Raw genomic sequence first — 13,187 nt, forward strand, 5'->3', positions numbered from 1 at the left:
TTTGTGAAATATAGAAGTTTATTTATTTTTTAATAAACTTCACCGCTTGATCATCAAGCTGTAGAATATAAACTCCAGTTTTCAACTGATGAACATCTAAAGTGTTTTTATTCTTAAATGGTAAATTTTCCTGAAGGATCAGTTTTCCAGAAATATCAATCACCGAAATGTTTTTAATTTTTTCAAGTTGAACCCCTTTAACAGATAAAATATTTCCTATAACCGGATTCGGATATATAGAATATGCATTTTCTATATTAAGATTTACATTTGAAGCAGCTAAACTTCCTATATTCTGGCAATAATCTGAAGGGTAAGTTTTCCATTCTGAAAGATCAAAGGTTTTGGTAGGTTGACCAACAGAGGGCAATCGATATAACGATACATTCCCTAAAGTTGAGAAATTATTAACCCCATAAGTTCCTACACTTTCTACAGTTGAGGTAAGGTATTTAAGTTCAATGTAATTGCTTCCATCATAAGTCATTTGCGGTGCATCTGAAACAAATCTCGCCTGATCATTGGTGATGCATGAAAAATTCGATTTTGGATTCAAAACAACGAAAGTTTCATTATTTGCGACTGTTCCTTCCAATTCAAAAGGTGCAGGAGAATAGTAATTTGTACCGCTGTAATACTGAATATTCAAACGGTATTTACTCATATTAACAGGATGTCCTGTTTTATTGGTAATTTCCAGGGCTTTGTTATCACTTGTTCCTTCCAGATATTTTGTAATCATTAAATCCTGCGCATAAACATCAGAATCCAGAGTAGTTACCGGTAATAAATTACTTTCAGCAGACTCCATGTAACTACTGTTGTAAGCTTTTACCGTATAATTATAAGTAGTTGACGGCGTGAGGTGATCAATTATAATAGTGTTAGTTCTGCTGTAATCTACATAAACTCCGTTTTGGTAAATTTTATAACCCATTACATTTGTATCTGCAGACGGAGTCCAGTTTAAATTAACAAAATAAGCGCTGGTTTGTGAGCTGGCCAAATTTGAAGCAGCTTGTGGAGCGACAGTCGCGGGAGTTTGTGACCAGATCAAATTTACCCATTCAGGATGATCGATAAAAGGATTTCTGTTTTTCTGAATGTTATAAACTGCGTTGTTTCTGTCAATTTCCTTCTGTGAAACGGGATCTTGATTATTCCATTGGAGCAACATGGCAATGTACCAGTTTTCAAAAGCTTTTTCTTCCGTTCCATCTAAAGGACTCGTGTCATTTGCGGGCGAAGTTCCATTATAGAAATTAAAAGAGTTGAGTTTACCTTCATATCGAACAGCGAAATATAATAAGCTTCTTGCGATGTCGCCTTTAAACTCATTAATTGGCTCATACACTCTTCCTGTATATCCGGAATTTGGCGTGCCGTTTTTATTAATTTTAGAACCGTTGGTAAACAACCAGTAATTAGTTGTTCCCGCCATTCCGTAAGGATAATTACTTCTCAGCTGATTAATTCTTGCATCAGTTGGGATCACAAAAAACAAATCTGAATACATCGGATAATTACTGTTAAAAGAACTTTGCGGCATCATATGCTCTCTGTTCCAACCCAAACCTTCCGCATTTGCAGAACCGATCATTTGCGCACTGGTATAATGATAAGCGGTGGTTCCTGTTGGATTATTAGAATACATATCTAATAAAATGGTCGTATTCGACGCATCATAATCATAATATTTATCAACATCGGTCTGGTTGTAAAAATTCTGCAGATCACCATAATGCCAGCTGATTGTTTTTTTGGCAATAATATCGTGAAGTTTTGACTTCAGAGAGTAACCTGTCAAAGTTGAGGTTCCATCATAATATCCTGATGGAATCTGAGCAAATCCTATACAAGGAATTAAAAGACAAAAAAATAGAATTCTTTTCATTACTAAAAATTTTGGATTGCTAAAGTAGATAATTAAGTACATCAAAAAGTACTTTTCATATTAAACTTTAGAGAAATTATAATTTCAAACTGATGATTATCTAAATGAACCAATCACAGCATAACATTTTTCTTAAAAAAAGTGTTTTCAGACTAGAGCATTTTAATTAACTTTGAAAACAAATATTTGATATGAATAGTGATACTTTACACAACATTAATATGATCGCAGAAACTGCGAGAGACTTCGCAGAAAAAAAGATCAGACCGAACATTATGGATTGGGACGAAAGCCAGACTTTTCCCGTAGAATTGTTCCACGAATTAGGAGATATGGGTTTTATGGGAATTGTAATTCCCGAAGAATATGGTGGTTCCGGATTAGGTTACCATGAGTATGTGACGATTTTAGATGAGATCTCACAGGTTGATCCTTCTATCGGATTGTCTGTTGCGGCACATAATTCACTTTGTACAAATCATATCTATGAATTTGGAAGTGAAGAACAAAGACACCGCTGGTTGCCTCAATTAGCTTCCGGAAAAGTAATCGGAGCATGGGGTTTAACTGAACATAACACAGGATCTGATTCTGGTGGCATGAGTACAACTGCTGTGAAAGATGGCGATGAATGGATCATCAATGGTGCTAAAAATTTCATCACCCACGCTATTTCCGGTGACATTGCAGTCGTTATGACCAGAACAGGAGAAAAAGGAGAAAAAAATAATTCTACAGCTTTTGTTATAGAAAAAGGAACACCTGGTTTTACTTCCGGTAAAAAAGAAAATAAATTAGGAATGCGTGCTTCCGAAACTGCAGAACTTATCTTTGATAATGTAAGAGTTTCAGATGCAAACCGTTTAGGAGAAGTTGGTTCAGGATTTAAACAGGCTATGAAAATTTTAGATGGTGGTCGTATTTCTATCGCTGCCTTAAGTTTAGGTACAGCAAGAGGAGCTTACAAAGCAGCTTTAAAATATTCACTGGAAAGACATCAGTTCGGTAAAGCGATCAATCAATTCCAGGCGATCAATTTTATGCTTGCAGATATGGCGACAGAAATTGATGCTGCTGAACTTTTAATTCAACGTGCTTCAAATTTGAAAAATGCAAAACAACCGATGACTAAGGAAGGCGCAATGGCAAAACTATACGCTTCTGAAGCTTGTGTAAGAATTGCGAACAACGCTGTTCAGGTTTTTGGCGGCTACGGTTACACGAAAGATTTCCCGGCTGAGAAATTCTACAGAGATTCAAAATTATGTACGATTGGCGAAGGAACTTCCGAAATCCAGAGACTGGTTATTGGAAGAGAAATTTCAAAATAGCAACTGCAATTTTATGATATACAAAGCACCTTTTTAAGGTGCTTTTTTTTGTGTTCAAATTTTTATTAATTTTATAATAACAAAAACTACACAAATGACAACTGAAAACAAAACCGAGAAAACATCGATTGCCGTCACGATTACCGCAATTGCGACCTTAATGACTGCATTAGGAGGATTAATTTATGCACTGAAATCACCTTTGCCAAATTCATTGCCTGACAACAAAGATCCCGTATATCTTGTAGAAAATATCGAAAAAATATACCACGGAAATGTGGGGAAAGCAGAAGCTACTTTTAAATTATCTTTTGACAGTAAATCTACAGCCGTCAAAGGAACTTACTCCTATGATAAAAAACAAGACCAATTATATGAACTTTCCGGAATCGCGATGAAGGATGATCTGCATCTGAATGAATTAACAAAAGGGAATATTTCGGCAAACTGTGTTTTAAAAAAAGGAAATGATGGATGCTTCAGCGGGAAAATGTTCAATAATGATGGCAGAGTTTTACCCATGAATATTTGTGAATAAAATAGAAATTTAAAGTTATTCGTTTCCTGCCTAAAAGTTTTTAAATAATCCTCGTGAGGGAAAATTTAAAAGATTTCTGCCATGAATAATGCTTAAATAAACATTGTTTTCTTGAGCCATTTCAATTTATTAAACTGAATGTTTATCTTTGTTCAAATTAAAATTTAATGGAAAAAATAGACTCGCTGAATCAGGTTGCAGAATTTCACAAAACCTTTAATGCTCCGATTTTAGAAAAACCCCAAATTCCGTCCAAAGAAAGATGCGAATTGAGAGTTTCCCTTTTGCAGGAAGAATTAAATGAATTGAAAGCAGCCATTGCCGATAATGATATGGTAGAAATTGCCGATGCTTTATGCGATCTCCAGTATGTTTTAAGTGGCGCGGTTTTAGAATTTGGTTTGGGTGAAAAATTTCCAGAACTTTTCAATGAAGTTCAGCGATCTAATATGTCGAAAGCTTGCTCCAGTCAAAAGGAAGCAGATGAAACCATCGAATTTTATAAAGAAAAAGGAGAAGATGCTTTTTCGGAGAAATCTGGTGAAAAGATTAATGTTCATCGGAAAACGGATCACAAAGTTTTAAAAAACAAATACTATTCTCCTGCCGATTTAAAAACAATTTTAGAAAATTAAATTTTTTAATTATAATTTTATCCCAACTCAATGAAAAAGATATCTCAGGCTATATTTGCTGCAACAACTTTATTTCTAACCCTTCAATCTTGTAATACTAAAAAAATGGTCGTTAACAGAGAAGTTCAAACTACAAATGACGGAAAAATGCTTTTAGGACATCAAACCAAAAATCAATTACTGAAAGAACCTTACAGTGAATGGTACGTAAAAGAACACGATGAATATGCAATCGATCAAAATGCAATTGCAGACTTGAAAAAAGCAAAAATAAATACGTACAACATAACTTTGGTAATGGGAACCTGGTGTGAAGACAGCCACCGAGAAGTTCCGCGATTATTCAAAATTTTGGAAGCCGTAAATTATCCAGAGAACAAAATAAATATCATTGCGGTAAACCGTAAAAAAGAAGCTCCGGGTGGCGAAGAAGGTCCTTATAACATTCAGAAAGTTCCCACAGTTATCGTGCAAAAATATGGCAAAGAAATTGGCCGGATTATTGAAAGTCCTCAATCAGGTTACCTCGAGAGAGACTTGGTTGAAATTCTAAAAAAAGACGATACCTCATTTAAAGATTTACTGAAATAAATTGAAAACAAACAAAACAATCATAGCGTTCGTTTTAGGAGCTGCGGCAATGCTGCTCCTATTTTTAATCTGGAATGCGATCACAAAAAAATCGGAAGACAAAGTTCAAAACGACTATTACATCATCACCAATCAAATAACAAAAATGAATAAACTGGTGGTTATGGAACAGGATTTTTCGAGCATGCAGAAAACCAAAATTTCTTCGGAGCTTTTAGGTGGAATGCTGCCAAAAATTGAAAAAGAATTGATCACTTTTACAAAGACTAATGCACAGGTTTCTTATGACCTCACCAAAATGAAACTCGAAGTCGATTCGATCAACAAAAAATTGATCATCAAAGAGTTGCCAAATGCAGATATAAGAATTACGCCCAGTGTAGAAATTCAGTCGCTCGACGATTCTTTCTTCAATCGTTTTGATGAAAAAGATTTCCAGAAAATTACGAAATCGGCAAAAGATAATGCTTACAAAAGCGTGAATCAAAATCGACTCCGCGACGAAGGCAGAAAGCAATTGTTAGAAAATCTTGACAATATTTTTGTTTTAGCCAAAGCGCTGAATTATAAAATTGAAGATAAAACCGGTCAAATTGATGTTTCCAAACTTTAAAATTGAAACAAAACATTCCAAAGAAAGTTAAAGAAAGCAGTAAAATTTTTAGACTTAAATTCTGTTTTGAAAACGGACGACACATTCATAAAAGCGAAAATTATTTTTTTTCGCTTTTTTAATGTTAAAGTATTACTAAAGTCTAAAACCAGTCCTCGAATGTCATAAGATTTGCATACTATATGTGAAGCATACTTTTTCACTAATTTTAAACATTTGAGTCATGACCTACAATATAATAGGAATTTTTCCAACTATCGATGAGGCGATTTCTGCAGCAAACCGACTGAAAAAAGCAGGCTTCATAAAACAGTTTCCTGGTTTTACGAGGAACACAAAGTTTCACCCAGAATCTTTAGTCGAAGATCATTTTCTTGATGAAAATGAGATTACGGTTTATACGCCAAACTTGAACCGCGCGCATAAAGCAAAAAATATTTTGATGAAATTTGGTGCTGATATCAAAAAAGCAACAGGTATCTCCTATAAAAAAGATCAAAGTACTAACTCATCTGATTCATCATCTGTTCTTTTTCAAAAAAAAGGGAAGATGAATGAAAACGTAATAAAGAATTAAATTTTCTGCTGCTCAAATATTTCTAATTTTCACAATATTTAATTTCCTCTCCTTATTTAAAGAAAGGAAATTTTTTTTCAAGTACTAATAATTTGAATTCTGACTCTGCATATTTAATAAAAACTAAACTTGGTCGAAATTTATTCTCAATTTTATAAGAAGACATTAAAATAATTATTAATTTTACACCACATTAAACCAATAGTTATGAAAAAACAATTACTCACGCTTGGTATCTTGGGAATGCTCCTTAGTTTTACTGATTCAGTTTCTGCTCAAGATCTTGTTAAGCAAAGAATAACCAATGCAAATGGCGGTGTAAGTCTTGTCGTTTTCAACGATAATTCGAACCTAAATGAAAGTTCTGTAAAAACGATTTTTCAAGACATTTTGAAATTGCGTCCTACAGAAGAATTGCGACTTTTAAAATCTGAGAAAGATTTTACGGGAAAATTTACCGATGCTAAATACCAACTTTATCAAAACAACATCAAAGTAGAGGGTGGGATTTACTTTATGCATTACCAAAATGGAAAACTCATCAGTATGAATGGTGAAATTTTTCAGGATGACAAAACATCTTCAACTCCTGTCCTTTCTTCAAATGCAGCTTTTCAACAAGCCGTTAAAAGTGTTGGTGCTGAAAAATACATGTGGGAAGATGCTGCATATATTGCAGAAAATACCTACAAAAAACCCGCAGGTGAACTGGTTTACATGCCAGTTTCTCAAGGTGCTGATAAATACAGTTTAGTATTAGCTTACAAATTTGATATTTATGCGGCGCAACCCTTGAGTAGAGATTATATTTTCGTGGATGCGACTGAGGGAAGAATTATTGCAGTTGATCCGATTTTAAAACATGCTCAAAAGAAACAGGACAACGATGAAAATTTGCCAATTTCAGTCGCACCATTTGCAGAAACAAGTAAAAATTTCCCGACTCTAGTTCTAGGAACTGCCGATACAAGATATAGTGGTACTAAAACCATACAAACTACAATGGTAACTGCAGTTAAATACACGTTGAACGATACAACGCGAGGTGGTGGAGTTCGAACTTATAACTTGAAAAAAGGAACCACACTGTCTGCAGGAGTAGATTTCGAAGATAATGACAATAACTGGACTGCCGCAGAATTTGATAATGCTGCTTTTGATGATGCTGCTTTAGATGCACATTTGGGAGTAGAAAATACGTATGATTATTTCTTCACCACTTTTGGTAGAAATAGTTATGATGGACTTGGAACACTTTTAAGAAGTTATGTACATTATAGTAATGCGTATGAAAACGCAGGTTGGACAGGTTCTGAAATGGTTTACGGTGATGGTGCCTCAACTTTTAAACCTCTAACAGCATTTGATGTTACTGCACATGAATTAGGTCATGGCGTTTGTTCAAGCTCCGCCGCTTTAATTTACAGTAGAGAATCTGGAGCTATGAATGAAGGTTTATCTGATATTTGGGCAGCTGCAGCAGAATTTAAATATGCTCCCACAAAACAAACTTGGTTGATCGGCGAAGATATTACCAAAGTTTCTCCGTTCTATCTTCGTTCAATGAGTAATCCGAAATCGGGTCTTTCTCCACAACCAGATACTTATCATGGTATCAATTGGAAACCTGCAACGGTGGAGGAAGGTTGTGCAGTTCCTAATTCTAATTCAAATGATAATTGTGGTGTACATTACAACAGTGGAGTTTTAAACCATTGGTTCTACATTCTTTCTGTAGGAAAAGCTGGGACAAATGATATTGGAAGTATTTACAACGTGACAGGTATTACCATTGCAAAAGCAGAAAAAATTGTGTATCGTTTAGAAACCACTTATTTAACACCTTCTTCCAACTACAAAAATGCTAGAGACTTTGGTATTCAAGCTGCAAAAGATTTGTATGGAGTTGGTTCTCCGGAAGCAATTGCAACACAGGACGCTTTCTACGCAGTAGGAATTGGTCCGAAATACCTATCAATCCCAGACACCACCGCTCCAACAGCTCCTACAAGTTTGGTAGCAACAAATACAACGGGTGTACAAACTAAATTAACCTGGAACGCTTCTACCGATACAAATGGAATAGACCGATATATAATTTATAAAGATGGTACCGAAACAGCCACTGTTGCTGGAAATATTACAACTACTATCATAGCGGGTCTTTCAACAAATACCACCTATAATTTTTATATAAAAGCAGTTGATCCTTATGATAATTTTTCTGTGGCAAGTAACACCGTTTCGATTACTACATTAAATACACCCGCATACTGTGTAGCTTCTTCAAGCAGTACAGCTGATGAGAGAATTAAACGCGTACAATTTGGAACGATCGACAATCCAAGTACAAGTCTCGCAGGTTATGAAGATTTCTCTTATCTTACTACAGATGTAACTAAAGAGTCCACTTATCCGATTACAATCACTCCAGAATGGACTACCACTATATACAATGAAGCATATGTTGTTTTTGTGGATTGGAATAATGATGGTGATTTCTTAGATGAAGGCGAAACTGCATTCACAAAAGTTGGCTCCAAAGATAATCCAGCAGTAGGAAGTATTACAGTTCCTGCAACTTATACTTATACAGGACCTGTTCGTATGAGAGTGATCATGAGATTTAGTACCACTCCAACTACAGCATGTGGAACAATTCCTTATGGACAAATAGAAGATTACACTTTAAATGTTAAAGATAAAATTTTAGCAGCTTCAAATGTCAATAATACTTCTACAGCGATTTATCCAAATCCTGTTAAAGATATTATTAATATCCTAAGCAAAGTTAGCGGAGAATTTTCTTACAAGATCTTTAACACTGCGGGACAAATTGTGAACAACGGTACTTCTGCAGATAAAAAAGTGAATGTACAAAAACTTTCTGTTGGAACTTACATCATTGAACTTACCGATAAAACCGGCAACAAAATGACTAATAAATTTATCAAAAAATAAATTTCAGATATTTATTCAGCCGCCTCAAAGTTTTCTTTGAGGCGGCTTTTTATTTATAAATCCTTTTTTGTAAAATAAAAAGTTCAGAAAATTCATCAGAAAATCCAATTTTGGAGTTATTTGGCAGCACTTTTGACCATTAAATATTTAACAATTTAAAATAATATTATGAGCAACGAAAAAGACATCAAAAAAAGTAAAGATGCAGAAGTCAAGAAGCAAAATGAAGACTTCCCAAATATTCCTGTATCCTCAGAAAAAGTCGACTCTGGTAAAACAATGAAAAAGCAAATCAAAGAAACATCAAAACTGCACGAAGACGGTAAAACCGACAATACAGAAAAAAATAGCGAAAATTAATTTTTCGCTGTTTTTTTATTATAGATCCTCCACTAAAAGTTTCTTAAAAATAGCTGATCAAAAATAACTTCCTTCTCTGTTATGTTAAAAAATTCGTAAATTTTATGCAACCCTTCGCTTTTGTCACAGTTTTTGATAATCTGTTAAATACCAAATCACAGTTTATTAACATTAAAAATCAAAATTATGGCTTACACGATCGTGGGAATGTTCCCAACTACCGAAGATGCAGACGAAGCATCAAATAAATTAGATTCCGCTGGTTTCGAAAAAGAAGACAATAAAGTTTCCCGCTACTCTACCACAGGCAATTACGATAAAACATCTAGCAATTACCATTACAAAGAAGACGAAAAAACATCCGGATTTTGGAACTGGCTCTTTGGTGATGACGATGATGAAAAAAATAAATACAGTTATGCAGGAACCAAAAGTAACCTGGTAACCGTTTATGCCGACGATATGGATCGTGCAGAAAAAGCAAGAGACATTATGAATGATGAAGGTGCAATCAATGTCAACGAATTCACGAAAGAAAGATATCCGCATGCGGAAACCACTGCAAAACACGATGATTTAAGTGAAGCACAACGAGCCAGAATTATCAGTAAAGCAAAGAATAATCTTTATTTGACTGATGATACTCGATTCTATGATGCAACAAGCGACGGAATGGAATCAGATATGGATCCCGATGGAAGTAGAAATACTTTCTAAAAATATTTTCCATAATAATTCAATCGGTTTCAATTTTGTGAAACCGATTTTTTTTTGGGAGCCCGAAAATTTTTGTACATCTCCAATATTCCACCCGCTTTCACTACTCGCTTCCCGATGAATCGGGAGAGCTGAACAGGCCATTCAATCGGGGCTAAAACTTTATTTCTATTTTCTAACAAGGAATTCGGGACATTAATTCTAAAAATTTAGAGAAAATAAAATGAATACACTATAAAAACCTCAAAACTAAAAGACTCTTTCGCAGAAAATCCGTATTTTTGCAACTTAAAATTTTTCGTTCAAAATGATAAAAATTACTCTTCCCGATGGGAGCATCAAAGAATTTGAAAGCGCGGTAACTCCGCTAGAAGTCGCAAAATCAATCAGCGAAGGTTTAGCTAGAAACGTTATTTCTGCTTTGGTAAACGGAACGCAGGTTGAAAATACCACGCCGATAACGACAGATTCTACGGTTCAGTTGCTCACCTGGAACGATGATTTGGGGAAAAAAGCTTTTTGGCATTCTTCCGCTCACCTTTTGGCGCAAGCCATCATGGAATTTTATCCGGAAGCTAAATTAACGATCGGACCTGCAATTGAGCAAGGTTTCTATTATGACGTTGATTTCGGCGATGAGGTTTTATCTGAAAAGGATTTCGAGAAAATAGAAAAGAAAATGTTGGAGAATGCGAAGAAAAACGCAAGCTTCAGTATTTATCCGGTTTCAAAATCCGATGCATTAAAAGAATACGCAGACAATCCCTATAAAACAGAATTGATTACCAACTTAAACGATGGTGAAATTACGTTCTGTACGCACGAAAACTTCACCGATTTATGTCGAGGAGGTCACATTCCCGCAACTGGAATTGTAAAAGCGGTAAAAATATTAAACGCAGCAGGAGCTTATTGGAGAGGAGACGAAAAAAACAAACAACTCACCCGAGTTTACGCTATTTCTTTCCCAAAACAAAAAGATTTAACAGAATATTTAGAACTTTTAGAAGAAGCAAAAAGACGTGATCACCGAAAACTCGGTAAAGAATTAGGAATTTTTGCTTTCTCCGAAAAAGTGGGTGCGGGTTTACCTTTATGGTTGCCAAAAGGAACGGCTTTACGAAAAAAATTAGAAGAATTTCTTTCCGCAGCACAGAAAAAATCCGGCTACGAATTTGTGATGACACCACATATTGGATCGAAAGAATTGTATGTTACTTCTGGACATTGGGATAAATATGGAGCCGACAGTTTTCAACCCATCAAAACTCCAAACGAAGGCGAAGAGTTTATGCTAAAACCCATGAACTGTCCACACCACTGCGAAATTTACAAAGTTGGTCAATGGTCATATAGAGATTTACCAAAACGTTTTGCAGAATTCGGAACCGTTTATCGTTACGAACAATCAGGTGAACTTCATGGTTTAACCAGAGTTCGTGGATTTACGCAGGATGATGCACACATTTTCTGTACACCGGATCAATTGATGGCAGAATTTGAAAATGTAATCGACCTAACTTTATATGTTTTCAAATCTTTAGGTTTCGAAGATTTTGTTACGCAGGTTTCTTTAAGAGATCCAGAAAATAAAGAAAAATATATCGGCAGCGACGAAAACTGGAAAAAAGCGGAAGATGCAATTATCCAAGCAGCCCAAAAGAAAAATCTAAATTATGTTGTAGAATATGGTGAAGCTGCATTCTACGGTCCAAAACTCGACTTCATGGTCAAAGATGCGTTGGGTAGAAAATGGCAGTTAGGAACCATTCAGGTTGATTACAACTTACCAGAACGATTTGATCTTTGGTACACCGGAAGCGATGGTGAAAAACACAGACCAGTGATGATCCACAGAGCGCCGTTCGGTTCTATGGAGCGGTTTATCGCGATCTTGCTTGAAAATACTGCAGGAGATTTCCCATTGTGGTTAGCTCCGGATCAATTTACAATTTTGCCGATCAGCGAAAAATATTTGGATTATGCAAAAAAAGTTTCACAATTGCTGGAAAATCACGATATTTGCGGAATAGTTGACGAAAGAAACGAAAAAACAGGTAGAAAAATTCGCGATGCGGAAATGAACAAACTACCATTTATGCTTATTGTAGGAGAAAACGAAGAATTGAATGGCACTATTTCTGTAAGAAGAAGAGGCGAAGGAGATTTGGGCGAAATGAGCGTAGAAGACTTCATCAGTTACTTCAAAAAAGAAGCAAAAATTAATAATTAGAATATAACCAATTAAAATTTAAAACCATAGCACAAAAATTTCATTACAGAGGTAGAGGTCCACAGAGACGAGTTCAGGAAGATTTGCACCAGATCAATCAAAAGATCCGTGCAAGAGAAGTTCGTTTGGTAGGTGATAATGTGGAACCCGGCGTTTATCCGCTAGAAAAAGCGCTGGAAATAGCTAAAGGCCTGGAATTGGATTTAGTGGTTATTTCAGATAAAGCAGAACCTTTTATTTCCAGAATTCTGGATTATAAAAAGTTTCTTTATGAGCAAAAGAAAAAAACAAAAGAGCTAAAAGCGAAACAAGTTAAGGTTGTCGTAAAAGAAATCAGATTCGGTCCTCAAACCGATGAGCATGATTATGACTTCAAGAAAAAACACGCTGAAAAATTCTTAGAAGAAGGTTCAAAATTGAAAACCTACGTTTTCTTTAAAGGACGTTCGATCATCTTTAAAGATCAGGGAGAAATCCTTCTTCTTAAATTAGCTCAGGAATTAGAGCACGTTGGAAAAGTTGATCAGTTGCCTAAATTAGAAGGTAAGAGAATGATCATGATGATGAGCCCGAAAAAACCTGCTAAATAATTTGACATTTTGGTGATGTCTTGATTTGATAATCACATTGCTTTAAATTATAATATTTAAGAGACTCTTTTTGGAGTCTCTTTTTTTACTTCTATGTATAGAATATTTTTTTAATTATCTAAAAGATGGTGAACTTTAAATTAGATG

General features: G+C 35.1%; 12 protein-coding genes. 11 read left to right on the plus strand and 1 reads right to left on the minus strand.

From position 1 onward, the window contains the following. Positions 1 to 22: 22 nt before the first annotated feature. Complete coding sequence (locus OA86_RS02295; RefSeq protein ID WP_039348101.1) at positions 23 to 1,894, minus strand: endonuclease; 1,872 nt, start codon at positions 1,892 to 1,894, stop codon at positions 23 to 25. Between the two features lie 191 nt (positions 1,895 to 2,085). Between OA86_RS02295 and OA86_RS02300 the strand changes: the two genes are divergently transcribed. The 11 genes from OA86_RS02300 (at position 2,086) to infC (ending at position 13,040) form a co-directional block, all read left to right on the plus strand. Further along, positions 2,086 to 3,225 (plus strand): acyl-CoA dehydrogenase family protein, encoded by a 1,140-nt coding sequence (locus tag OA86_RS02300; protein WP_039348104.1) that lies wholly within the window; start codon positions 2,086 to 2,088, stop codon positions 3,223 to 3,225. A gap of 94 nt (positions 3,226 to 3,319) precedes the next feature. Then, the gene (locus OA86_RS02305) at positions 3,320 to 3,763 is read left to right on the plus strand and encodes a hypothetical protein (protein ID WP_039348107.1); all 444 of its coding nucleotides are present in this window, start codon (positions 3,320 to 3,322) and stop codon (positions 3,761 to 3,763) included. A 167-nt stretch (positions 3,764 to 3,930) separates the two neighbouring features. Next, on the plus strand, positions 3,931 to 4,398 hold the full coding sequence (locus OA86_RS02310; protein ID WP_039348110.1) for a pyrophosphohydrolase domain-containing protein: 468 nt from the start codon (positions 3,931 to 3,933) through the stop codon (positions 4,396 to 4,398). Positions 4,399 to 4,428: 30 nt separating this feature from the next. Next, positions 4,429 to 4,989 carry a TlpA family protein disulfide reductase gene (locus OA86_RS02315; protein ID WP_039348112.1) on the plus strand — a complete coding sequence of 187 codons (561 nt, stop codon included), beginning with the start codon at positions 4,429 to 4,431 and terminating at the stop codon, positions 4,987 to 4,989. 1 nt (position 4,990) lies between these two features. Further along, positions 4,991 to 5,602, plus strand: coding sequence for a DUF4230 domain-containing protein (locus OA86_RS02320; protein WP_039348115.1), 612 nt, complete (start codon positions 4,991 to 4,993; stop codon positions 5,600 to 5,602). Positions 5,603 to 5,825: 223 nt separating this feature from the next. Beyond that, on the plus strand, positions 5,826 to 6,179 hold the full coding sequence (locus OA86_RS02325; RefSeq protein ID WP_039348118.1) for a hypothetical protein: 354 nt from the start codon (positions 5,826 to 5,828) through the stop codon (positions 6,177 to 6,179). Positions 6,180 to 6,386: 207 nt separating this feature from the next. Next, positions 6,387 to 9,140, plus strand: a complete 2,754-nt coding sequence (locus OA86_RS02330) for a M4 family metallopeptidase (protein ID WP_039348122.1) — start codon at positions 6,387 to 6,389, stop codon at positions 9,138 to 9,140. Positions 9,141 to 9,308: 168 nt separating this feature from the next. Then, positions 9,309 to 9,500 (plus strand): hypothetical protein, encoded by a 192-nt coding sequence (locus OA86_RS02335; RefSeq protein ID WP_039348125.1) that lies wholly within the window; start codon positions 9,309 to 9,311, stop codon positions 9,498 to 9,500. 186 nt (positions 9,501 to 9,686) lie between these two features. Continuing rightward, on the plus strand, positions 9,687 to 10,217 hold the full coding sequence (locus OA86_RS02340) for a hypothetical protein (RefSeq protein WP_039348128.1): 531 nt from the start codon (positions 9,687 to 9,689) through the stop codon (positions 10,215 to 10,217). Positions 10,218 to 10,524: 307 nt separating this feature from the next. Continuing rightward, a complete protein-coding gene (thrS, locus tag OA86_RS02350) occupies positions 10,525 to 12,450 on the plus strand; it encodes a threonine--tRNA ligase (RefSeq protein ID WP_039348134.1) in 1,926 nt (641 codons plus the stop codon). A gap of 83 nt (positions 12,451 to 12,533) precedes the next feature. Further along, positions 12,534 to 13,040, plus strand: a complete 507-nt coding sequence (gene infC, locus OA86_RS02355) for a translation initiation factor IF-3 (protein ID WP_039348137.1) — start codon at positions 12,534 to 12,536, stop codon at positions 13,038 to 13,040. The last annotated feature ends 147 nt before the right edge of the window (positions 13,041 to 13,187 follow it).

Origin of the sequence: Kaistella jeonii, from assembly GCF_000812865.1 — a bacterium.
Classification (GTDB): domain Bacteria; phylum Bacteroidota; class Bacteroidia; order Flavobacteriales; family Weeksellaceae; genus Kaistella; species Kaistella jeonii.